This is a genomic window from Parvibaculum sp. (assembly GCF_046297875.1).
GTDB lineage: Bacteria > Pseudomonadota > Alphaproteobacteria > Parvibaculales > Parvibaculaceae > Parvibaculum.
In genome coordinates, this window is record NZ_JBKBHD010000001.1 from 787718 (window position 1) to 811199 (window position 23482).

General features: G+C 62.8%; 21 protein-coding genes. 10 read left to right on the forward strand and 11 right to left on the reverse strand.

What is annotated here, in order from left to right:
• Positions 1–9 precede the first annotated feature (9 nt).
• On the reverse strand, positions 10–1281 hold the full coding sequence (locus ACK4FH_RS03875; protein ID WP_409811288.1) for a cytochrome P450: 1272 nt from the start codon (positions 1279–1281) through the stop codon (positions 10–12).
• 342 nt (positions 1282–1623) lie between these two features.
• On the opposite strand from ACK4FH_RS03875, the gene ACK4FH_RS03880 reads away from it, so the two are divergent.
• The 5 genes from ACK4FH_RS03880 (at position 1624) to ACK4FH_RS03900 (ending at position 4879) form a co-directional block, all read left to right on the forward strand.
• The gene (locus tag ACK4FH_RS03880) at positions 1624–2748 is read left to right on the forward strand and encodes a ferritin-like domain-containing protein (protein ID WP_409811289.1); all 1125 of its coding nucleotides are present in this window, start codon (positions 1624–1626) and stop codon (positions 2746–2748) included.
• A gap of 108 nt (positions 2749–2856) precedes the next feature.
• Complete coding sequence (locus ACK4FH_RS03885; protein ID WP_409811290.1) at positions 2857–3747, forward strand: phosphotransferase family protein; 891 nt, start codon at positions 2857–2859, stop codon at positions 3745–3747.
• Positions 3748–3755: 8 nt separating this feature from the next.
• The gene (locus ACK4FH_RS03890; protein WP_409811291.1) at positions 3756–4244 is read left to right on the forward strand and encodes an MmcB family DNA repair protein; all 489 of its coding nucleotides are present in this window, start codon (positions 3756–3758) and stop codon (positions 4242–4244) included.
• 40 nt (positions 4245–4284) lie between these two features.
• Positions 4285–4563: a type II toxin-antitoxin system RelE/ParE family toxin gene (locus tag ACK4FH_RS03895; protein ID WP_409811292.1), complete on the forward strand. Its 279-nt coding sequence runs from the start codon at positions 4285–4287 to the stop codon at positions 4561–4563.
• 19 nt (positions 4564–4582) lie between these two features.
• Positions 4583–4879 carry a HigA family addiction module antitoxin gene (locus tag ACK4FH_RS03900; protein WP_409811293.1) on the forward strand — a complete coding sequence of 99 codons (297 nt, stop codon included), beginning with the start codon at positions 4583–4585 and terminating at the stop codon, positions 4877–4879.
• A 6-nt stretch (positions 4880–4885) separates the two neighbouring features.
• Here the strand turns inward: ACK4FH_RS03900 and ACK4FH_RS03905 are convergent, their stop codons facing one another.
• From ACK4FH_RS03905 to ACK4FH_RS03920, 4 genes are all read right to left on the reverse strand, one after another.
• Entirely contained in the window at positions 4886–5458 is a 573-nt protein-coding gene (locus ACK4FH_RS03905; protein WP_409811294.1) for an ActR/PrrA/RegA family redox response regulator transcription factor, read from the reverse strand.
• 67 nt (positions 5459–5525) lie between these two features.
• Entirely contained in the window at positions 5526–6920 is a 1395-nt protein-coding gene (locus ACK4FH_RS03910) for an ActS/PrrB/RegB family redox-sensitive histidine kinase (RefSeq protein WP_409811295.1), read from the reverse strand.
• Between the two features lie 90 nt (positions 6921–7010).
• A complete protein-coding gene (locus ACK4FH_RS03915; RefSeq protein ID WP_409811296.1) occupies positions 7011–8087 on the reverse strand; it encodes an MBL fold metallo-hydrolase in 1077 nt (358 codons plus the stop codon).
• A 70-nt stretch (positions 8088–8157) separates the two neighbouring features.
• Positions 8158–8733 (reverse strand): ankyrin repeat domain-containing protein, encoded by a 576-nt coding sequence (locus ACK4FH_RS03920; protein WP_409811297.1) that lies wholly within the window; start codon positions 8731–8733, stop codon positions 8158–8160.
• A 165-nt stretch (positions 8734–8898) separates the two neighbouring features.
• On the opposite strand from ACK4FH_RS03920, the gene ACK4FH_RS03925 reads away from it, so the two are divergent.
• The 3 genes from ACK4FH_RS03925 to ACK4FH_RS03935 all read left to right on the forward strand — a co-directional run bounded on the left by ACK4FH_RS03925 (position 8899) and on the right by ACK4FH_RS03935 (position 12945).
• Positions 8899–9513 carry an SCO family protein gene (locus ACK4FH_RS03925; protein WP_409811298.1) on the forward strand — a complete coding sequence of 205 codons (615 nt, stop codon included), beginning with the start codon at positions 8899–8901 and terminating at the stop codon, positions 9511–9513.
• A 256-nt stretch (positions 9514–9769) separates the two neighbouring features.
• On the forward strand, positions 9770–11461 hold the full coding sequence (gene leuA, locus ACK4FH_RS03930) for a 2-isopropylmalate synthase (RefSeq protein ID WP_409811299.1): 1692 nt from the start codon (positions 9770–9772) through the stop codon (positions 11459–11461).
• A 245-nt stretch (positions 11462–11706) separates the two neighbouring features.
• A complete protein-coding gene (locus tag ACK4FH_RS03935; RefSeq protein ID WP_409811300.1) occupies positions 11707–12945 on the forward strand; it encodes a polyhydroxyalkanoate depolymerase in 1239 nt (412 codons plus the stop codon).
• A gap of 6 nt (positions 12946–12951) precedes the next feature.
• Here ACK4FH_RS03935 and ACK4FH_RS03940 read toward each other — a convergent pair whose 3' ends face one another.
• On the reverse strand, positions 12952–13410 hold the full coding sequence (locus tag ACK4FH_RS03940) for a VOC family protein (protein ID WP_409811301.1): 459 nt from the start codon (positions 13408–13410) through the stop codon (positions 12952–12954).
• A gap of 90 nt (positions 13411–13500) precedes the next feature.
• Between ACK4FH_RS03940 and ACK4FH_RS03945 the strand changes: the two genes are divergently transcribed.
• Both ACK4FH_RS03945 and ACK4FH_RS03950 read left to right on the forward strand, forming a co-directional pair.
• Entirely contained in the window at positions 13501–14316 is an 816-nt protein-coding gene (locus ACK4FH_RS03945) for a M48 family metallopeptidase (RefSeq protein ID WP_409811302.1), read from the forward strand.
• Positions 14313–15494 carry a multidrug effflux MFS transporter gene (locus ACK4FH_RS03950; RefSeq protein WP_409811303.1) on the forward strand — a complete coding sequence of 394 codons (1182 nt, stop codon included), beginning with the start codon at positions 14313–14315 and terminating at the stop codon, positions 15492–15494. Before ACK4FH_RS03945 ends, ACK4FH_RS03950 begins: the two co-directional genes overlap by 4 nt.
• A gap of 4 nt (positions 15495–15498) precedes the next feature.
• Here the strand turns inward: ACK4FH_RS03950 and ACK4FH_RS03955 are convergent, their stop codons facing one another.
• From ACK4FH_RS03955 to dnaN, 5 genes are all read right to left on the reverse strand, one after another.
• On the reverse strand, positions 15499–17811 hold the full coding sequence (locus tag ACK4FH_RS03955) for a PBP1A family penicillin-binding protein (RefSeq protein WP_409811304.1): 2313 nt from the start codon (positions 17809–17811) through the stop codon (positions 15499–15501).
• 132 nt (positions 17812–17943) lie between these two features.
• A complete protein-coding gene (gene gyrB / locus ACK4FH_RS03960; protein WP_409811305.1) occupies positions 17944–20385 on the reverse strand; it encodes a DNA topoisomerase (ATP-hydrolyzing) subunit B in 2442 nt (813 codons plus the stop codon).
• A gap of 41 nt (positions 20386–20426) precedes the next feature.
• Positions 20427–21020, reverse strand: coding sequence for an ATP-dependent Clp protease proteolytic subunit (locus ACK4FH_RS03965; RefSeq protein ID WP_409811306.1), 594 nt, complete (start codon positions 21018–21020; stop codon positions 20427–20429).
• Entirely contained in the window at positions 21017–22243 is a 1227-nt protein-coding gene (gene recF, locus ACK4FH_RS03970) for a DNA replication/repair protein RecF (protein ID WP_409815137.1), read from the reverse strand. The genes ACK4FH_RS03965 and recF overlap by 4 nt, the downstream gene beginning before the upstream one ends.
• 33 nt (positions 22244–22276) lie before the next feature.
• A complete protein-coding gene (gene dnaN / locus ACK4FH_RS03975; protein ID WP_409811307.1) occupies positions 22277–23395 on the reverse strand; it encodes a DNA polymerase III subunit beta in 1119 nt (372 codons plus the stop codon).
• Positions 23396–23482: the final 87 nt, after the last annotated feature.

Below are 23482 nucleotides of genomic sequence, written 5' to 3' on the forward strand. Positions count from 1 at the left end.
CGGACTTTATCAGTGCTTGCGCTTCGGCAGCTCGACCATCATCTGCTCGTAGCCCTTGACGAAAGCGGAGTGGACGCGGGTCGGCTCGGCGAGAACGCGGATCGGCTCGTCCGGCCAACGCTTCAGGATTTCTTCCCAGACGATGCGGAGCTGCATCTCGGCAAGACGGTTGCCCACGCAGCGGTGGATGCCGAAGCCGAAGGAAAGGTGCTGACGGGCGCGATCGCGGTCGATCACGAGCTGGTTCGGATTGGAGATCACATCCTCGTCGCGGTTGCCCGAGACGTACCACATGGCAACCTTGTCGCCTTTCCTGATCTTCTTGCCGCCAAGCTCGATATCCTGCAGCGCGGTGCGGCGCATATGGGCGAGCGGTGTCTGCCAGCGGATGATTTCCGCCACCATGTTCGGGATCAGCGACGGGTTCGCCTGCAGCTTGCGATACTGCTCGGGGAACTTGTTGAGCGCATAGAGACCGCCGGTGATGGAATTGCGCGTCGTGTCGTTGCCGCCGACGATGAGGAGGATCAGGTTTCCGAGATACTCCATCTTGTCCATGTTGCGGGTCGACTCGCCATGCGCAAGCATCGAGATGAGATCGTTGCCGGGCTCGCGCGCATTCACGCGCTCGTTCCAGAGGCCGATGAAGTAATCGGCGCATTCCAGAAGCTCGGCGCGGCGCTGTTCTTCGGATTCGATGACGCCGGAATCTTCAGACGCGGTCGCAACGTCGGACCAGCGCGTCAGCTTGCGGCGCTCCTCGAAGGGGAAGTCGAACAGCGTGGCGAGCATCTGCGTCGTCAGCTCGATCGAGATGCGATCCACCCAGTCGACCGGCTGCTGCGTATCCATTTCGTCGAGCAGCTTGCCGGCACGTTCCCGGATCGTGCTTTCGAGCTTGGCGAGGTTTGCAGGGGCGACGATCGGGCTCACCACCTTGCGCTGGTCGTCATGCTTGGGCGGGTCCATCGCAATGAACATCGGCAGCTTGAAGTCCTCGTCCTGGTCGCGCAGCGTGATGCCGCCTTCCGAGGAGAAGACCTGGTGGTTCGTGTCTACCGCCATGATGTCGTTGTACTTCGTCACCGACCAATAGGGACCGAACTCCTCATTCGAGGCGCAGTAATGAACCGGCGCTTCCTTACGGAGACGTTCGAAATAGGGCCACATCGTATCGGTCTTGAAGAGTTCGGCGCGGCCGACATCGATTTCCTCAAGCGGCATCGAATAGGCCTGCTCGCGCGCTTCGTCGATTTCATATTTGACGGCTGCGTCACTCATGGGGTTCCTCCGGTTTCTGGCGGCTTGCCTTCGTTGTTCTCATTATTCCGTTACGTCAATCATAGCGGAATTTGCGGACCAGTCATACGCAAAATGGCAGGCGTGTCACTTTAAATTCCATCAAGCCTAGCACCCAAAATCCAGCAGCAAAATGACGGAAGCGTCATTTTCATCGAAAACCCTCTTTCCCCGCCGCGAAAACCGGCCTGCGCAAAATGACGCAGGCGTCACTTTTACATTGCTTGTGCAGCGCACAAATACCCACACTCCAACTAAGGAAATTGGCCGCAAGCCGGATGGAGAGCGGCCAGGCCAGTGCCGTCCAGCGACATGGAGATTGAGATGACGCAGACCCGCCAGATCACCAAGGACAATGCCTATGACGCCGTCTCGCCGGATGACTTCCAGGCGATGATGAACACGGAGCGCTATAACCGCCGCTCCTCCGCCTTCGACAAGATCATCTCGGCGACGCATGACCATTTCTGGGATCCGCTCGACAAGAAATATATCGACTACAGCGAGCCCTTCGATCTCGAGCATGAAATGGCGATCGACCCGCAGCTCGTGCCGGAACTGAAACTGCCCTGCTTCGAGAAACTGTCCGAAAAGGAAAAGGTACGCTTCGTGAACGAGACGGCGCGCTGGATGATGTCGGCGATCCTGCATGGCGAGCAGGGCGCGCTCAATCTCTCCGCCTCGCTCTGCCACATCCTGCTCGATCCGGGCGCACAGGAATATGCGGCAAACCAGGCGCGCGAAGAAGCCCGCCATGTGACGGCCTTCGCAAAATATGTGCAGGTGCGCTTCGGCAAGCCGCTTCCCTGCGGTGAGACGCTGGCAAACCTTCTCTCAGAGATGGTCAATGCCAAGGAGGTCTACAAGAAGATCGTCGGCATGCAGCTTCTCGTCGAAGGCCTTGCCATGGGCACCTTCGCCACCTTCTTCAACACGGCGCGCGATCCGCTGCTCGTGAAGCTCTGCCAGCTTGCGATGACGGATGAAGCCTTCCACCACAAGTTCGGCAAGATCTGGGCCGACCGCACGATCCCGAAGCTTGCGCCGGAAGAGCGCGACATCATCGAGGACTGGGCCGCGAATGTTTTCCAGACGCTGCTCTTCAACCTCGTGAACCCCGAACAGAAGAAGCTCATCTATGCCGATTTCGGCCTCGACTGGCGCGAAGTGCAGGCCGAGATGCTGGAAGCGGTGACGGATGAAGACCGGCGCGAAGGCATGAAGGATGCGGCCAATGTCTTCCGCGTTCTCGTCAAGACGCTGCTCAAGGCCGGCATCATCACCGACCGCACCAAGGGCTTCTATGCGACATATGTGGACATGGAAGAGCTGAAGAACGAGGACGACCGCATGGTCGGCGACGATATCGCCGAACAGGGCATCAACTTCCTGAAGACGGTCAATTTCGCCAAGCGCCGCAATCCGATGCAGAGCGCGGCGGCGGAATAGGTTTCCCGACGGGTCCTCTCCAGAGGGAATGACTTGGGGCGGCTTCCGCCGGAGCCGCCCTCCTTTTTTGCGACTGCTTTTCCCATGCGGCTGATAAAGTGCGGCGCCATGACCGACACTCACGCCGCCATTTCCGCCGAGATTCCCGATCTGCCGCAAGGCCCCTGGCCAGTTCTTGGCGAAGGCGTGTGGGGCACGATGCATGACCTTGGCGACGGCAGCGTTCTCAAACTCGTGCGCCGCAATGGCGGGCTCGGCACGGGCGAGAGCAAGCATTACCGCGAAGTGACGGCGCTCGGATTTTTGCAGCAGATCGAGGGCGTCCGCCTGCCCCGGCTTGTCGCTGCAGGACGATTTTCCAATCCATACGGATTTTCAGGGCCGCCGCTTGCGGGATGGCTCCGCCTTGAAAAGCTCGACGGGCAGCCAGTCGACGAAGGTGGCATCTATGCGCTGCGCGGCGAGGAGCGCGAAAGGCTCGGCGAGGAGATCGGCGCGGCGCTGGCGCATTTCCATCGCGCAGGCGAGGCATTGGCTGCAGAAGCGGTAAAGCTCGGTAGTCCGGCGCTCAGAAGCATTTCGGAAGCGATGACACGGATCAATGACCCGTCTCTTCGCGTGCGGCTTGAAAACCTCAAGGAAATGATCGCGGGCGAAGACGCGCAGCACGTCTTTCTGCATGGCGATGTGAATTTTTCCAACTTGCTCGCGGCACGCGGGCAGCGCCCGGCACTGGTCGACTTCGCGGAAGCGGGTGTGGGCTTCGCCGAGGAAGACTTCCGGCATTTCGACAATCCGGGGCCGCTGCGCGATGCGATTTTCCGCTCCTATGCGGCGGTGTCGGGCCGGCAGATCGACGAGATGCGCTTCCGCATGGGCATTGCCGTCAATGCGGCGGTGTCGCTTGCGCTCGGCAGCAATGCAGGACATCCGCGCGAGGGCATGCGCCGCGTCAGTTTTCTGGACGAGGCCTTGCGGCGCGCCGGCATCGAGGACTAGCGTCTCTCATGGCAAAGGACGATCTTCCGGACCTCCCCGAAATGGAGATGGACGAGTTCCGCCTCTTCGACGGACGTCAGTCGGCGACAGCGGCAGGCGTGCAGCGCGGCGTCTGCCGGCTGCTCGCGCAGATGGGCTATGCGCCGGTGACGGAACTCACGCTGGCGACCGGGCGGCGCGTCGATATTCTGGCTCTCGGCCCGAGGAACGAAATTGCCGTCATCGAAATCAAGTCGAGCCTCACCGACTACCGGACGGATGCGAAGTGGGAGGAATATCTCGACTTCTGCGACCGCTTCTATTTCGCCGTGCCGCCGGAATTTCCGCGCGAGATCATTCCCGAAGATGTGGGCCTCGTCGTTGCGGACCGCTATGGCGCCGAAATTCTCCGCGAGGGCCCGGTGACGCCGCTGCCGGCGGCCCGGCGGAAGAAACTGACGCTTCATGCCGCACGCATCTCGGCGCGGCGGGTACACCGGTTTCTGGAGCCGGAGTGATATGTTGACGTTATACGTATAACGTACTATTTTCCTTCTCGTGATAGGCAGTTTTGCAAGCAAGGACACGGAGCGCCTCTGGAACCGGCAACCGGTTGCACGGTTCCGCGCATTTGAACGCATTGCCCTGCGCAAGCTGGCGCAGCTCGATGCCGCTAAATCCATTGACGACCTGAAATTTCCGCCCGGCAACAGACTGGAGTCGTTGAAAGGCAATCGAAAGGGACAGATGTCCCTTCGCATCAACGACCAATGGCGAATCTGCTTTGTCTGGAAGGACGGACGGCCCGAAAGCGTTGAAATTGTTGACTATCACTGATGTCGCGAGGCAGATGAAGATGGCGAAGATAGACCCCATTCATCCCGGTGAAGTGCTTGCCGAGGATTTCATGAAGCCCCTGGGCCTGAGCGCCAATGCGCTCGCGCGGAAGCTCGGTGTGCCCGCAAACCGGATCAGCGCGATTGTTGGCGGACGGCGGGACATTTCGCCCGACACCGCGCTCCGTCTCGAACGGGCATTCGGTTCGTCAGCCGAGTTCTGGCTCAATCTGCAGGCGCGATTTGACCTGGAAACGGCGCGCGACCAGATCGACAAGAAAGAACTCTCATCGATCAAGGCCATTCAGGCAGCCTAGGAGAATTCACTTCGGCGCGCGCTTGGCGAGGATGCGTTGCAGCGTGCGGCGATGCATATTGAGGCGGCGGGCCGTTTCCGAAACATTGCGGTCGCAAAGCTCGTAGACGCGCTGGATATGCTCCCAGCGCACACGATCCGCCGACATCGGATTCTCGGGCGGGTCCGCTTTGTCGCCGCCGGTTGCGAGAAGGGCCGCCTCGATCTGGTCGGCATCTGACGGTTTGGCGAGATAGTCGACCGCGCCGAGTTTCACCGCCGTCACCGCGGTCGCAATGTTGCCGTAGCCCGTCAGCACCACAATGCGCGCTTCCGGCCGCACCTCCTCAAGCGTCGCCACCACATCGAGCCCGTTGCCATCCTCAAGCCGCATGTCGACCACGGCAAAGCCCGGCTTTCTGGTGCGGGCAAGCTCCTTGCCTTCCTTCACCGTATTGGCGGTCATCACCTCGAAACCGCGACCCTCCATGGCGCGGGCAAGCCGGGTGAGAAAGGGAACGTCGTCATCCACCAGCAACAGGGTGCGGTCTTCCGGGATTACGGGGGCTTCGCCCTCGGGCGCTTGAGTCGTCTTTGTCACTTTCAGTCCAATCTCCGTCGGCGTTGCGCGATTTTAGGCCAAAGCGCGGCACAAAGCCAAGCGCGCCTCAGGAATGACCCGCCTGCGGAAAGGCGGGTTCGGCCTCGACGATGCGGCGCGGCCAGCGCACCGAGATTTCAGCACCGGGCTGGCGGTCCGCCCTGTTACCGATCTCGACGGTGGCACCCGTTCGCTCGAGCAAGGTCTTGCCAATGAAAAAGCCCAATCCCATGCCTTCGTGGTCGCCATCGCTCGGGGACCGAAGACGCTTGTCGCGCGGACGCGTCGTTACGTAGGGCTCGCCGAGCTTTTCGAGCACATCGGGCGCGAAGCCCGGTCCGTCATCAGTGATGGTCACGCTGACATGGTTCTTGCCGTAGCGGGCGATGACGGCCACTTCATTGCGCGCGAAGTCCGCCGCATTCTCGATGAAGTTGCCAAGACCGTAGAGCATTTCCGGGCGGCGCCAGATTTCCGGTTCGGACGCGTCCGGTTCGTCGGATATTGTCTCTATACGGAAGAATACATCCATGTCGCGGTGAGGCGAGACCACCTCGTCCAGCAGGCCGTGCAGCGGCAGGCGCAGATAGATAGCATCGGCGTCGACCGGCTCCCGGGACAGGCGAGAGAGAATGTCCTTGCACCGTTCGGCCTGACTGTTGAGCAGGGCGAGGTCTTCCTTCATTTCCTCCTCGCTCATTTTGCCGCGCATCAGCTCCTTCGAGACGAGCGAGATGGTGCCGAGCGGTGTGCCAAGTTCGTGGGCGGCGGCGGCGGCAAGACCGTCAAGCGCCGAAAGGCGCTGCGCGCGCGCGAGCACGAGCTGCGTCGCGGCGAGCGCCGCCGACATGCGACGCGATTCCTGCGAGACGCGCCAAGCATAGGCTGCCATGAAGCCGAGGCCGAGCAGCAAGGCGATCCAGTGGCCGGTGACATAAAGCGGCGGCAGGTCCGGTGTTTCTCCCGGCCGCCAGGGCAGCGGCATGTGGAACCAGGCAAGCAAGGTTACATAGGTGAAAGCCTGCGCAAGCAGGAGCCCGGTGGAGAGCAGAGAGAGTGTGGAAGCCGAGATGGCGACAGGCGCCATGAAAAGAAGCGCGAAGGGGTTTTGCATGCCGCCCGTGAGAAAGATCAGCACGGCAAGCTGCGCAAGGTCGATCGCCAGATAGATGGCCGCCTGCCAATCGGGCAGCCGCATGGAGGAGCGGTAGCGCAATGTGAGAAAGACATTGAGCCATGCGGACGCGGCAATCACGGCGAGGCAGGCGCCGAGCGGCAGCGGGAAACCGAGCACGAAATGCACGATCAGCACGGCGGCGAGCTGACCGGCGATCGCAAGCCAGCGCAGGATGACCAGCGTCTGCAGGCGCACCTGTCCGCTCGGGTCGCCTTGCATGACACGTCCGGCGAGAAAGTTCTGCCTCAGCCAGCGCATTGCCACGCGATCATCTATCGTGCTCATCGGCCGCTCCGTCCGGTTTCACGGCGCGGAGTTTAGTGCGTCAGACGCGATGCGTCATGTGTCAGAAGGGGAACAAGGCGGATCGCCCCATCAGGCATTGGACGGCCAGGCACCTGCAAGTGGCCTCGTCTCGCCGATCCGCATGATCCAGGTATCCTCGCTTGCATAGCCCATTTCATCGGCTGCCTTGAGGAAGCGCACCGGCGGCTCGAAGGGAGGCTCGATAGTAAGAAGGACGGTGCCCCAATGCATGCCAACGATGCGGCGCGCCTTGAGATCGAGCCCCATCTGTACCGCCTCCTCTGGCGTTGCGTGAGAGGCCTTCATCATTTCGCGGGGCTCGTAGGCACCGATCCCGAGAAGCGCGGTATCGAAAGGCCCGTAGGCCTCGCCGATTTCGCGGAAGACGGGGCCATAGCCCGAGTCACCGCCGAAAAAGACATGATGATGCTCGCTTTTGAGCGCGAAGCCTGCCCAGAGCGTCCGGTTGGTGTCGAAGCCGGAGCGCCGCGACCAATGCACCACCGGAAGGGCGGTGATGGAGACACCGCGCACTTCATGGCGCTCATGCCAGTCGAGTTCAATGACATTGGGAAAGCCGCGCTCACGGAAGAAGCGGCCGAGCCGGAGCGGAACAACGACCGTCATGCGGTTCTTGCCGGGTAGCCGGGCAAGGGCTCGTTCATCGAGATGGTCGTAATGATTGTGGCTCACGGCCAGAATGTCGATCTGGGGCAGCGCCGAAATCGGCACGCCGGATTTTACATAGCGGCGCGGGCCGAGGCCCGCGGGGCCAGCAAATGTCGTGAGATAGGGATCGGTCAGAACGGTGAGACCGCCGACACGCATGAGAAACGAGGCATGGCCGAGCCAGGTCAGATAGTCCTCGCTGCCATCGGCATGTGTCTGCAGGTCGCGCACGGCGGCAGCGCGCGGCACGACATGGCCCTCCGGCACCTCGACCTTGCGCGCGCCCATCTTGAGCATTTCGAGAAAGAAGGGGCCGGCATGGCGCATCCGGCCCTGACCGCGGCTTGGACAGCCCTTCGGATTGCGGAAGGTGCCGTCGGCCAGATGATGCCAGGGCTTGCCCGGCGCGACTTCTTCCTCGCGCGTTTCGGCGCCTGCCTCTGCCGTCCGTTTCGATGAGGCTCCGCGATCTGTCATTGCACCTTCGGCCAGAATGTCACTGTCATAGAGATAGGGTCTCGCGGCGCAGGAGCAAGAGGCGCTGGCGTCAGCCGCCGGCGGCGCGCAGCACGGTGGCGATTTCGCGGAAATGGGATTCTTCCGCAAGGTCAAGCGCAGAGCGGCCGGTCATGTCCGTCACATGGATATCGACTCCGTGACGGATGAGGGTTTCGACAATCGCTGCCTGGCGGGCACGGGTCGCAATGAAGAGCGGCAGATCGCGGTTCGCGCCGGCTCGGTTCGGATCGGCGCCTGCCTGCAGCAGCACTTCTGCAATATCTGCCCGGCCGGAAAGTGCGACGACGGTGAGCGGCGTCGAGCCGTCCGGCGCACGGCGGTTTGGGTCGGCGCCATATTCGAGCAGCAATTCGACCGTCGAACGGTGGCCGTTGGCGGCGGCAAGCAGCAGCATCGGGATCCGGTCGCGGCCCGTTTCGTTCGGCGAAACGCCCTTTATCAGCTCGGGCTTCAGCTTGTCGTTATTGCCTGTCCGTGCGGCATGGACCGTTTCGTTGTCGATGATGTAGTTCGTCGGACCGCCGGGCTGGAAGGCGGATGCGGGCACCGACAGGCAGAGCGACAGAAAGAGGGCCGCGAAGACCGCGCCTGCGGGACGTGTCATTTTGCCGCCGGAACGGGTTCTCAGGTGCCGAAACATTGTTCACAACGCTCGTTTGACGCTAGACAGATACCGAAAGGGCCCGAAATGGCCCAACCCGGCTCAGTATAGACCATTGCGCCGCCTGCGCACCCTTTTGAGGGTGTGCCGCGCGGCAGGAGGACAGGGATGACGCGAAACGGCAAAATCGCCCTTGCGGCAGGCATCCTCTTTGCCATCATCGCAGGACTTGCGCTTTCCGAACTCGTGATCGGCAATGCGGAAAACCGCAATCCCGGCGGGTCGTCGGCGGGTGCACCAAGCGTTGGCGGGCCGTTTACCCTCGTCAACCATCGTGGCGAGACTGTGACCGAGCAGGATTTCAGGGGCCGCTACATGCTGCTCTATTTCGGCTTCACTTTCTGCCCGGATATCTGCCCGACGGAACTCGGCGTCATGTCCGCGGCGGTCAATGCGCTGGGCGAAAAGGGCGAGCAGGTCACACCCGTGCTCATCACCATCGACCCCGAGCGCGACACGCCGGAAGTGCTGGCGCGCTATGTGGCTCTGTTCCACCCGCGCCTCACCGGGCTGACGGGCACACCCGAACAGATCGATGCTGCCGCCAAGGCCTGGCATGTCTATTACGGCAAGGTCGAAGATGAGAGTGTCAGCGAGGCCTACACGATGGACCATTCCTCCATCGTTTTCCTGATGGGGCCGGGTGGGGAATACCTCAAGCTCTTCCGGCCGCAGACGCCGCCCGACGAAATGGCACGCGAGATCGCCAAGCATCTGGGCTGAGGCAAAAGGTCAGGGTTGCTGCGCTTTTCTGTGCCTTGACGCCTTTCCGGGCCCGGATTATGGTCGCCGCCATGGAATGTAACCGGCATATCGCTCCGGCCTTCGGCCTTGACCTCGCGCTTCTTCGGCGCGCGCTTCTCTGCGCCTGAGCGCAGAAAACATTCCCCTTCCGACATTTTCCGACTAATCCTTGCGCCGCGTCAGCGCCACTGACCCGCGATGCGTGCGCCGCGCCGTTCAAGAAGCGAGAAAGCCCATGTTGAAGAACCCGTCCGACAAATACCGGCCCTTTCCGCCGGTGCCCCTGACCGACCGGCAATGGCCCAACAATGCCATCACCAAGCCGCCGATCTGGATGAGCACCGATCTCCGGGACGGAAATCAGGCGCTATTCGAACCGATGAATGCGGAGCGGAAGCTGCGCATGTTCGAGATGCTGGTGAAGATCGGCTTCAAGGAAATCGAGGCCGGTTTTCCTTCGGCCTCCGACACGGATTTCGGCTTCATCCGCAAGCTCGTCGAAGGCGGCTTTGTGCCCGACGATGTGAAGGTGGAAGTGCTGACACAGGCACGGCCCGAACTCATCTCGCGCACGATGGAATCGCTGCAGGGCGCGAAGAACGCCATCGTCCATGTCTACAATGCGACAGCGCCGAATTTCCGTGAAGTCGTTTTCCAGCAGGGCAAGCAGGGCGTAAAGGCGATAGCAACCGAAAGCGCGCACCAGATCAAGGAAATCGCCGCGAAGATGCCGGAGACGAACTGGACCTTCCAGTACAGTCCGGAAGTCTTTTCCGGCACCGAACTCGATTTCGCCAAGGAAGTCGTGGATGCGGTGACGCAGGTCTGGGACGCAAACCCGGAACGCAAGGTCGTCATCAACCTGCCTGCGACGGTGGAAATGGCGACCCCGAACATATATGCCGACCAGATCGAATGGATGCATCGCAACCTCGAGCGGCGCGACGGCATCATTCTGTCCGTACACCCGCATAATGACCGTGGCACGGCGGTTGCCGCCGCCGAACTTGCCGTCATGGCCGGTGCCGATCGTGTGGAAGGCTGTCTCTTCGGCAATGGCGAGCGCACGGGCAATGTCGATCTCGTAACGCTGGCGCTCAATCTCTACAGCCAAGGCATTCATCCGGGTCTCGATTTCTCGCAGATCAACGAGATTGCGCGCACCGCGGAATATTGCACGCAGCTGCCGATCCATCCGCGCCATCCTTATGTGGGCGATCTCGTCTTCACGGCGTTTTCGGGTTCGCATCAGGATGCGATCAAGAAGGGCTTTGCGGCCTACAAGCCGGGCGACATCTGGCAGGTGCCCTATCTGCCGCTCGATCCGAAGGATCTCGGCCGCACCTATGAATCGATCATTCGCGTGAACAGCCAGTCCGGTAAGGGCGGCGTGTCGTACCTCCTCGAAACGGAGTATGACCTTCGGCTGCCGCGCCGGTTGCAGGTCGAGTTCAGTCAGGCCGTTCAGAAGGTAACCGACGACAGCGGCAAGGAAGTGCGCGCCGCCGACATCTGGGCGATTTTCGAGAAGGAATATCTGACCCGGAAGGAACCCATCGAATACGTCTCCCACACGCTGTTCGACGAGGGCGGCAAGCAGGGCGTGAAAATCCGTGTGCGGCGCTTCGGCAAGGAAGAGCAGCTCGAGGGCTTCGGCAATGGCCCGATCGATGCGGCGATGGCGGCGCTGAAACTCGGCATCGAACTGCGCCACTATGAAGAGCACTCCATCGGCTCGGGCACGGACGCTAAGGCGGTTGCCTTCATGGAAGTGGCCGACCCCGAACATGCCGGCGACATGTTCGGCGTCGGCATCGATGCGAACATCATCACCGCCTCCTACAAGGCGATGATTTCGGCAGCGAACCGTGCGGCCTCGCGGCGGCCGCAAGAGGAGTGGACGCGGCTCTGCGGCGGCGGGCAGTAATCCCCGCAAATAGGGGCTTTTGCCGCGAGACTGCTGCGGTTTTGTCATGAAAGCCGGCACCCCGGCTGAAGGAAGGCCCTGCCCGATTGCGGGCGGGGCCTTTTCTTTCCGTAATGCGAATGCAAAAATCCTCTTGGAGGCGCCCCTCTGCAAGCCTACATTAATTGTTGCGCTGCAACATTGAGGCGCGGGGGAGGATCGGGCAGCGGCGAGACGCCGGGCGCCCATCCGAATCGAGGTAGAGCGTGCTGTATCATATTTATGAACTGAACCATGCGGCCGTGGCGCCGTTCCGCGCGGCCGCCGAAGTGAGCCTCTGGGCGCTTCGCCATCCGCTCAACCCCTTTGCCGAAAGTTTCGCGCACAAGACGCTGGCGGCGGCAATCGACGTTTTCGAGACGACGACGCGGCGCTACGGCAAACCGGAATTCGGCCTGCATGAGACGGAAGTGAACGGCAAGCCGGTGCCTGTGACCGAACGGACCGTCTGGCAGCGGCCTTTCTGCAAGCTCATCCATTTCGAGCGCGAGCCCTCTGCGATGAAGGGTGTGGCGCCGCAGCAGAAGCTTCTGATCGTCGCGCCGCTTTCCGGCCATTTCGCGACGCTGCTTCGCGGCACGGTGGAAGCGATGCTACCCTTCCATGAAGTCTATATCACTGACTGGGAAGACGCCCGCAAAGTTCCGTTCACGGAAGGTTCCTTCGATCTCGACGACTACATCGACTATGTGATCGATATGTGCCACATGCTCGGGCCGGACGTGCATCTGCTCGCCGTCTGCCAGCCCTCGGTGCCGGTCTTTGCAGCGGTGGCCGTGATGCACGACAATGACGATCCTTGCGTCCCGCTCAGCATGACGCTGATGGGCGGGCCGATCGATACGCGCGAAAGCCCGACGGAAGTGAACCGGCTCGCGACCGAGCGCGGCACCGAATGGTATGAGCGCAATGTCATTACCACCGTTCCCTGGCCGCATCCGGGTGTGATGCGCCGCGTCTATCCGGGCTTCGTGCAGCTTTCGGGTTTCATGGCGATGAATATCGACCGCCACATGGACGCGCACTGGAACTATTTCGACCACATGGTCGAGGGCGATGGCGACTCGGCGGAAAAGCATCGCGAGTTCTATGACGAGTATCTCTCCGTCATGGACATGACGCAGGAATTCTATCTGCAGACGGTGGACGAGGTTTTCGTGAAGCACTCGCTGCCGAAGGGCGAGTTCATGCATCGCGGCAAGCCGGTGCGCCCGGCCGCCATCACAAAGACCGCGCTGATGACGGTCGAGGGCGAAAAGGACGATATTTCGGGCGTCGGCCAGACCAGGGCCGCGCACAAGCTCTGCACCAGCCTGCCGGACCGGATGAAGACCCATTGGGAGCAGCCGGGCGTCGGCCATTACGGCGTTTTCAACGGCTCGCGCTGGAAAAATGAAATCGCGCCGCGCGTGCGCGACTTCATGGCGATGCATGCAAAGCGGTAGGCAGGTCTACTTCGCGAAGATCTGCGCCTCGTCCTGAAACGACTTGAACTCGAGCGCATTGCCCGAGGGATCGCGGAAGAACATGGTGGCCTGCTCGCCGGGAAGCCCCTTGAAGCGGATATGGGGTTCGATCTCGAAGGCGACACCCGCCGCGCGGAGCCTTTCGGCCAGTTCGTGCCATTCATCCCAGCCAAGGATGAGGCCGAAATGGGGAACCGGCACATGGTCGCCATCGACCTCGTTCTTCACGGCATCCCGCCCGGTTTCAGCCCCTGCACCTGCGGCACCGGCGCACTGGCCCGCGGGGTCGAGATGGGCGACGATCTGATGACCGTAGAGATCGAAGTCGACCCAGTGTTCGTCCGAGCGCCCTTCGGGGCAGCCGAGCAGGCGGCCGTAAAAATCTCTGGCACTTGACAGATCGTGGACCGCGAAAGCGAAATGGAATCGTGGCATTCTTGACATGATTCGAACCTATCTCTTTTGCCTTCGGACAGGAAAGACCAGACCGTTGTCATCACCCGCCGGAACGCGGGATTTGGGCTCGACCGCATTATGAACAAACCAGTGAAGCCTGCTTCGCTCCATCTCGACTATATCCATATCGACGGAAGGGCCGTGCCGGTGACGGTTCGCCACAACCCGAGGGCGAAGCGCATGATCGTGCGCGTAGACCTCGCCGCCGGCTCCGTTCAGGTGACGGCGCCTTCGCGGGGCAGCGTTGGCAAGGCGCTGCTCTTTGCCCGCGAGCAACGCGACTGGATTGCCGAACGTCTCGACCGGGTACCGCCGCCGGTACCCTTCCGCAACGGCGCGCATATTCCCTATCGCGGCAAGGAACATGTGGTCCGCTATATCGGCGCGAGGCGCGAGGACGCGATGGAGCGCGGCCCCGTCTGGCGGGTGCGCAGCATCGACACGGGCGGGCTCCCGGAAATCCGCGTGACCGGCCATCCCGATTTCGTGCAGCGGCGCGTGACCGACTGGCTGAAGGGAAAGGCTCGGGACGAACTCAACGAACGCGCGCTTTTCTATGCCGAGCAGTTCGACGTGCGGCCTTCGCGCATCACGGTGCGCGACACGACCACGCGCTGGGGTTCGTGTTCGCCGTCGCGCGCGCTCTCCTTTTCATGGCGGCTCATTCTCGCGCCCTCCTATGTGCTCGAATATGTGGCGGCCCATGAAGTGGCGCATATCAGGCACATGAATCACGCGCCGCGCTTCTGGGCGCTGGTGGAAGAGGCGATACCGAATTACGAGCCTGCAAAACGCTGGCTCGAACTCAACGGCCCGGGCCTGCATCGCTTCGGCGCCGACCCGGTTGGAATTTTCGCAGGCGGAGCCCGCGGAAATTACTATCCGGCCCGATGAGGCTTTCGCCCGGCACGGCGGCTTTCACCGTGTTTCTGGCCGGGCTGACGGCGGTGGGGCCGCTGTCGACCGACATGTATCTGCCGTCGCTCCCGGCGATTGCCGAAACCTTCGGCGCATCGACAGGTGCAACGCAGCTTACCCTCAGTGTGCATCTGATCGGCTTTGCCGGATCGCAGCTTTTCTACGGGCCGCTGGCCGACCGCTATGGCCGCCGCCCGGTGCTGCTCGGCGGCTTCGTGCTCTACATTATCGGCTGTTTCGTTTCGCTCTTCGTTGCCACCATCGACCAGCTGATCGCGGCACGGCTGCTGCAGGCGGTAGGTGGCGGCGCATCCGTGGTGCTGGCGCGGGCGATCGTGCGCGATCTCTATGAAGGGCCGGAGGCGGGGCAGATGCTCGCCAAGATGGCGGCGATCATGGGGCTTGTGCCGGCGGCGGCGCCCATGCTTGGGGGCGTGATCGAGGATCTTTACGGCTGGAAAGCGAATTTCATCGCGATGGGCGCTTTCGGCGCCGTGCTTGCCGCAATTGTGATGACGAGCCTCGACGAGACGCTGCCCGCGGCGCGGCGGCAAAGCGCGGCGCCTGCCGCGATCCTTGCCAATTACCGGCGCCTCATCGTCGACCGGCGCTTCCTCAAATATCTCGCCATTGCGAGCGCGGCCTTTTGCGGGCTGTTTGCCTTCATCTCCGGTTCGTCCTTCGTGCTGCAGAGGGAGTTCGGGCTTTCGCCGGTCGTCTATGGGCTTTGCTTTGGCGTGATGGCGGGCGGCTATGTGGCGGGCTCGCTGACCGGCGCGCGGCTTGTCAGGCGGCTCGGGATCAATGCCACCCTGCGCTTCGGCGGGTTCTGCGCGGCGCTTGGCGGATTGCTGATGCTGACCGCACATTCGGTCGCGCCTTCCGCGCTCTCCATCGTCATGCCGATCGTGATCTTCGGTTTCGCCGTCGGGCTTTCCATGCCGCAGGCGATGGCGGGCGCGCTGACGCCCTTTCCCGAAATGGCGGGAACTGCCTCGTCGCTGCTCGGCTTTCTGCAATCGATTGCGGGCGCGCTTGCCGGCATCTATGTCGGACTTGGCGTCGATCAGGGCCCGATGCCTATGGTGGGCACGATCGCGGCGATGGGTGTGATTACATTTGCCGTGACCCAGATCGGACGGCGGCGGGCATGAGGCGCTAGCGCCGGCCACCCGGCTGGAGGAGCGGACGATCACCGCTGCCGCCACCGCCCATGCCGAAGAGACGCTCGAAGAAGCCCGGCTGTTCCCACTCATAGCTGTCGGGTGCGGACGAGATGGCGCCGGGAGCTGGCTGGCCGAGCGCCTCGCGCGCGGCGACTTCGACAGGCACCACATCCGGCAATTGCGCGATGGGCACGCCTTCCTGAGTGCGCGTCATGAAGGCATTCCAGATACGAGCAGGCAATGTGCCGCCGGTGACTTCCTTCATCGGCTTGCCATCATCATTGCCGACCCAGACGCCAACCACGAGATCGGCCGAGTAACCGACGAACCAGGCATCGCGGAAATCCTGGCTGGTGCCCGTCTTACCGCCGACAGGACGGCCGGGAAGCGTGGAGTTGCGGCCCGTGCCATAGATCATCACGGCTTTCAGCATGTCGTTCATATAGGCGACGGAACGCTGATCGGCGATGCGGCCGATACCCGAGCCCTGACGGCGATAAAGTTCCTCACCATTTTCGGCGCGCACTTCCTCGATACCGTGCGGGATGACGCCATAGCCGCCATTGGCGAAAGCGGCATATGCGGCAGTGAGCTCGAGCAGATTGACGCTGCCGGTGCCGAGCGCAAGCGAAAGGTTCGCCGGCAGATCGTCCTGCAGGCCGAGGCGGCGCGCGGTCGAGACGACATTTCGGATGCCGACTTCATGAGCGAGCTGCACGGCGACGGTGTTTGTAGATTTGGCGAGCGCGGTGCGCAGCGTCATCTCGCCTTCGAAGCGGCCGGAATAGTTCGCGGGCGACCAGCCACCATAGGTGACGGGGCGGTCGACACGCGATGTATCCGGCGTTAAGCCGCGCTCCATCGCGGTTAGATAGACGATCGGCTTGAAGGCGGAGCCGGGCTGGCGCTTTGCCTGCACCGCGCGATTGAACTGGCTTTGCGCATAGGACTTACCGCCGACCATCGCACGCACGGCGCCGTCAGGCGTCAAGGCGACGAGGGCGGCCTGGCTTACATCGAGAGCAGCGCCTTCGCTCGCGAGCATTTCGGAGATGACGCGCTCGGCTTCGCGCTGCAGATCGGGGTCGATGGTCGCCATGACATGGACATCGGTATCGGGGCGGCCGGCATAGTCGGGCAGTGCATCGGCGATCCAGTCGACGAAATAGTTGATCGAACCGCGCGTGGCATAGCCCTGAAGATTGGCAGGTGCGGTGCTGCCGAGATGCGCGTCTTCCGGCGCGATGTAACCGGCGGCGACCATGTTCTGCAGCACGATGCGTGCGCGCTCGCGGGCGAGGTCGATGTCGTTGGTCGGCGAGTAGCGCGAGGGCGCCTTGAGGAGACCGGCCAGCATCGCGGCTTCTGGCAATGTCAGCGCGCGGGCGGGCTTGCGGAAATAGCGTTCCGATGCGGCTTCAAGCCCATAGGCGCCGCCGCCAAAGTAAACACGGTTTAGATAGAGGGTGAGAATCTCGTCCTTGCTGAAGCGCAGCTCCAGCCAGACGGCGAGCACCATTTCCTCGATCTTGCGCGAGAGCGTGCGCTCGGGCTTGAGGAAGATGTTCTTTGCAAGCTGCTGGGTGATGGTCGAGCCGCCCTGCACATAGGCGCCGGCGCGCCAGTTGACGACGACGGCACGGGCAAGGCCGATCGGATCGACACCGAAATGCCAGTAGAAGCGGCGGTCCTCCGTCGCGAGCACGGCTTGCGGCACATGGGGCGGCAGCTCCGCGACGGTGGTGAAGCCGCCGGTGAGATCGCCGCGATGGCTCAGCACCTCGCCATCAGTCGCGATGATGGAAATGGACGGCGTGTGGCGCGTATTGTAGAGGCCGGACGTGTCGGGCAGGTTCAGTCCGTACCAGAAGAGCATGGCGCCAAAGGCGATCATGGCCCAGAGGCAGAGCACGACGACACCATAGAGAATGTTGCCGAGAAGGCCGCGCGAACCACGGCGCGCAGAGGCACCTGGCCTGTCGGCGGCGCTCAGCCGCGGGCTTGCGGGTTTGCGCGCCGGCGATTTCTTCGCAGCCGGTTTTTTGGGCGATGCAGCGGGCCGGGGCGCAGATTTTTTGGGCGCGGATTTCTTGCGAGCGCCTTCACGGGTGAAGGTTGGCTCGATGCGGCGATAGCCGCGATCTTCCCACTCATCGTCGTCCCACCGGCTCATGCTGCCGCCGAATTCTTCCTGCTGTTCCGCCAGAATATCCGAATTTGCCCCGACAGCGAGACGCACCGGCCCGAGACCGGAGCGGCGGACAAGCTGCCAGTCCGCTTCGTTCCAGTCCTCGTCGCGGTCCAACCGATTTATCCGGGCCTTCCGGGACGACATGACACAGGCTGCCTCTCGCGCCGGCTTTCCCCTCTTGGAGAGCCTGTGCCGAAGCTAGACAGGGCTGGTTAACGCGCTGTTAACGCTTCCGCCCCGTTCCCGTCAAATATCGAGATTCGCGACCGAGAGCGCGTTCTCGCGGATGAAGTCGCGGCGCGGCTCCACGACATCGCCCATGAGCTTCACGAAAAGGTCGTCGGCCTCGTCAAGCTCGCGGATCTTCACCTGCAGAAGCGAGCGGGCGTCGCGGTCGAGCGTGGTTTCCCAGAGCTGGCCGGGGTTCATCTCGCCAAGGCCCTTGTAGCGCTGGACGGTGTTGCCCTTGGAGCCTGCTGCCAGCACCGCTTCGAGAAGCTGAGAGGGCGAGCGGATCGCATGGGCGTCGTCCTTGCGGCGAAGGGTCGCGGCCTTCACATAGACTTCCTGGAGATGGGCGGTGTAGCTGTCGAGGCGGCGGGCATCGGCGCTCGCAATCAGCGGACCGTCGATCAGCACTTCCTCGCGGACGCCACGCACCTCGCGCGCGAAACGCAGGCCGCCGTCTTCCGTTGCCTCACCCGTCCAGCCACGTTCGGTTTCCTCCGAGAGCAGATCGAGACGGCGCGCGATATAGGCCGCCGCCGTTGCCGCCTGTTCGGGCTCGGCGAGCGCCTTCGGGTTGAGCGCACCGGCGATTGCCGCCTGCTCGACCACGAAATGCGGATACTTGCCGGGAATACCGTCGAGCACATTGCGGATCGACCGCGCCTTGGCAACAATGTCCTGGAGGTCGGGTCCGGCGCGCTGCGAACCGTCATGCAGCGTCAGAACCATGTCCTCGATGCCGGTTGCGATGAGGAAGTCGGCCAGCGCCTTCTCGTTCTTCAGATAGGTTTCCGACGAGCCGCGGCGCACCTTGTAGAGCGGCGGCTGCGCGATATAGAGATGGCCGCGCTCGATCACTTCCGGCATCTGGCGATAGAAGAAGGTGAGGAGCAGCGTGCGGATATGGGCGCCGTCGACATCGGCGTCGGTCATGATGATTATCTTGTGGTAGCGGAGCTTCTCGATGTTGAAATCGTCGCGGCCGATGCCCGTGCCGAGCGCGGTGATGAGTGTGCCGATTTCATTCGACGAGAGCATCTTGTCGAAGCGGGCGCGTTCGACATTGAGGATCTTGCCGCGAAGCGGCAGCACCGCCTGATTGGAGCGGTCGCGCGCCTGCTTGGCGGAGCCGCCGGCCGAGTCGCCCTCGACGATGAAGAGTTCGGATTTCGCGGGATCGCGCTCCTGGCAGTCGGCGAGCTTGCCGGGCAGGCTCGACACATCAAGCGCGCCCTTGCGGCGCGTCAGTTCGCGCGCCTTGCGGGCAGCTTCGCGCGCAGCGGCGGCTTCCACCACCTTGGTCACGATCTGGCGCGCCTCGGCAGGATGCTCCTCGAGCCAGGTCGAGAGCGCATCGTTGACGAGGCTTTCGACCACGGGACGGACCTCCGAGGAGACAAGCTTGTCCTTCGTCTGCGACGAGAATTTCGGATCGGGCACTTTCACCGAGAGGACGCAGGTGAGACCTTCGCGCGCATCGTCGCCCGTCAGGCTCACCTTTTCCTTTTTGGCAATGCCGCTCTCATTCGCGTAACTGTTGATGACGCGGGTGAGCGCGCCGCGAAAACCGGCGAGATGGGTGCCACCGTCGCGCTGGGGAATGTTGTTCGTGAAGCAGAGCATATTCTCGTGGTAGCTGTCGTTCCACCACATGGCGACTTCGACGGTGATGCCGTCGCGCTCCGCACCGATGGCGATGGGCTTCGAGATGAGCGGCGTCTTGGTGCGGTCGAGAAAGCGGACAAAGGCTTCGAGACCGCCCTCATACATGAGGTTCACTTCCTTCGGCTCGACACCTCGATGATCGGTGAGATTGATCTTCACGCCTGAGTTGAGAAAGGCGAGTTCGCGCAGGCGGTGTTCGAGCGTGGAGAAGCTGAACTCCGTCTGGGTGAAGGTTCCGGCGGAGGGATGGAATGTGATTTCCGTGCCGGTGACCGGCTTGCCATCCTTCATGGGCGCATCGCCCGTGACGGCGAGCGGCGCGTCGGGCACGCCATGCTGGAAGCGGATGAAGTGCTCCTTGCCGGCGCGCCAGATGCGCATTTCAAGCCAGTCGGACAGCGCATTCACGACCGAGACGCCGACGCCATGCAGACCGCCAGACACCTTGTAGGAATTCTGGTCGAACTTACCGCCCGCATGGAGCTGGGTCATGATGACTTCGGCTGCGGACACGCCCTCGCCTTTGTGGATCTCCACCGGGATACCGCGGCCATTGTCCATGACGGTGACGGAGCCGTCGGCATTGAGACGCACGTTCACCGCGTCGCAATAGCCGACCAGCGCCTCGTCGATCGAATTGTCGACGACTTCATAGACCATGTGGTGGAGGCCGGAGCCGTCATCCGTATCGCCGATATACATACCGGGGCGCTTGCGTACCGCATCGAGGCCCTTCAGGACCTTGATCGATTCCGCACCATATTCTTCCGGTGTTCCGTCGGCGGGATTGGACATCTTGCTTTCCTTAGTTTCTCGAAGCGCGTCTAAAGTCTCGGTCAGACGATTTCGGCGGCGGTGCGGATTATCTTTCCGACCACGCCATATTCTTTCGCCTCTTCGGCGCTCATCCAGTAGTCGCGGTTCGTGTCCTTCACGATGCGCTCCAGCGGCTGGCCGGTGGCTTCTGCGAAAATCTTGTTGAGGCGCTCGCGCATGCGCAGCACTTCGCGCGCCTGGATGTCGATTTCCGTGGCCGAGCCGCGCACGCCGCCGCGCGGTTCATGGAGCAGGAAGCGCGTATTCGGCAGCGTGTAGCGGTCTTCGAGATTGGCGGCGACATAGATAAGCGCGCCCGCACTTGCGACCCAGCCAGTGCCGAGCACACGGACACGCGGTTTGATGAACTTGATCATGTCGTGAATCATGTCGCCCGATTCGACATGGCCGCCCGGTGAGGAAACTATCACGGTGATCGGATCGTCGTTCTCGCCCGCCATGGCAAGAAGGCGCTCGCAAACCTGGCGCGCAAGACGGTCGTTAACCTCGCCGGTGACGAGCACGGTGCGCGACTTGAAGAGGCCCTGCTCCACAAGCGGCGTGAAGGCAGCCTTCGCGGCATCGATATCCGGCGTGTCGTTGTCGTTTCTCATTCCACATTTCCTTCGGTTGCGGGTGCAGCGCCTTTGACGGCGCCGCGGTCGACATGCAGGTTCTGCGCACGCGACCCCAGAGAGGCAAAGAGGGACGGGTCCGCACCCGTCATGAAAGCCTGAAGATCGAGGCCGATGATTTCATCGAACAGCGCGGCGCGCCGCTCGCCATCGAGATGGGCGGCAATCTCGTCGAGCAGCAGGATGGGCGGGCGGCCCATCGCGGCCATGAGGCGTGCATTGGCAAGCACGATGCCGATGAGCAATGCCTTCTGCTCGCCGGTCGAGCATTGGCGCGCCTCGCGGTCCTTGCCCATGTGGCGGACGAGAAGATCGCTGCGATGCGGCCCGTCCAGCGCGCGGCCGGCGCCTGCATCGCGCGCGCGCATGTCCTTCAGCAGATGGCGGAAACGATCCTCGACATCGACAGCAGGTTCCGTTTCGAGGGCCGCTTCGAGCATGCCTTCGATTGCGACTTCGGCGCGGGGAAAGGCGCCTTCGCTTGCGGCGGCAAGCGCACCGCGCAGCCGCGCCAGCATTTCGCGGCGGGCAGCCGCTATAGCAACGCCATGTCCGGCCATCTGTTCCTCGAGGCCCGAAAGCCAGGCGTCGTCGAAGACCTGATCGGAGAGCAGCTTGTTGCGTTCGCGCAGCGCCCGGTCATAGGCATTGGCGCGGGTGCCATGCACGGGGTCGAAGCCCATGACGAGCCGATCGAGGAAGCGGCGGCGCTCGCTCGCGCCCTCGACGAAAAGACGGTCCATCGCGGGTGTAAGCCAGACGAGCGAGACGAGTTCGGCAAGCGCGGAAGGTCCGGCCTGCTCGCCGCCGATGCGCACGGCGCGGCTGCGCGAACCGATATCGGCGCCCGCTTCAAGCCCGGTGCCGATGCGGACGGGGCCTCCATCCGTTTCGAGCGTGGCGGCGACCGCCCAGCCGCCCGCGCCGCCATCGCGCGCAAGCTCGGCATAGGCCGCGCCGCGCAAACCTCGCCCCGGCGAGAGCAGCGAGACGGCCTCGAGAAGATTGGTCTTGCCGGCGCCGTTCTCGCCCGTCAGCACGACGGGGCGGCCATCGAGATGAAGTTCGGCGCGGGCATAGGAACGGAAATCGGTGAGCACGAGGCGGCTGAGCCTGAGGCCGGGCGCGGCAACGCCCATGCCGGACAGGTCCGGCGAGGATGCCGGCCGGCCGATGGCGCGCAATTCACCCGTGTAATGCACTCCCAATCCTCAAGCCTTCCGCCTGTTGCCCGCTCAGACCCGCATCGGCATGAGCACGTAGACGGCGAGGCTGTCCTCGCTATCGCGCACCAGCGTGGGGGAGCCGGAATCGGCGAAAGCGAAGCTCGCCTCGGCGCCGTCGAGCTGCCCCGTGATGTCGAGCAGGTAGCGGGCATTGAAACCGATTTCGAGCGGCGTGCTCGAATAGGAAACGGAAAGTTCTTCCGTGGCGCTGCCCGAATCCGGGTTGGTGACCGAAAGCGTCAGCTTGCCGTCCTCGATATTGAGCTTCACGGCGCGCGACTTTTCCGTCGAGATGGTGGAGACGCGATCGACCGCTTCGGCAAAACGCTTGCCATCGACCTGCATCAGCTTGTCATTGCCGGCAGGAATGACGCGGCCATAATCGGGGAAGGTGCCGTCGATCAGTTTCGATGTCAGCACGATGCCGTCGAACTCGAATCGGATCTTGGTTTCCGAAACGCCGACCGAAAGCGCGCCGCTGCCGCCTTCGAGCAGCTTCTGCAATTCGAGCACGGTCTTGCGAGGCACGATGACGCCCGGCATGCCGGAGGCACCTTCGGGCAGATCGTGATCGACCTGGGCGAGACGGTGCCCGTCTGTCGCGACGGCGCGCAACGCCTTCTGCTTGCCGCCTTCGACCGCATGGAAATAGATGCCGTTCAGATAGTATCGCGTCTCTTCGGTGGAGATCGCAAAGCGCGTCTTGTCGATCAGGCGGCGCATGGCTTCGGCGGGAAGCTCGAAGCGGTGCGGCAGCGAGCCTGCGGCCATGGCAGGGAAATCTTCCTGCGGCAGCGACTGCAACGCGAAGCGCGAGCGGCCGGCGGTGAGCTGCAGGCGGCCTTCATCGGCGCCGGTGGACAGTTCCACCTGCGCGCCATCGGGCAGCTTGCGCACGATGTCGTAAAGCGTATGCGCCGAAGCCGTGGTTGCGCCGGGCTGTGCCACATCGGCGTCGATCGCCTCCACGATCTCGATGTCGAGATCGGTGGCGGTGAGGCTCAGCTGGCCGTTCTCGGCCTTGATGAGCACATTCGACAGGATCGGTATGGTGTTGCGGCGTTCAACGACCGACTGCACATGATTGAGAGACTTGAGCAGCGCGCCCCGTTCGATCGTGATCTTCATGGTCTCTCTTCAGTCCCCCATCCGGGCTTGCTTGATCTACCCTGCGGCGCAGGCGCCAGATGCCCGCAGCCGGCGATTTCGGCCGGA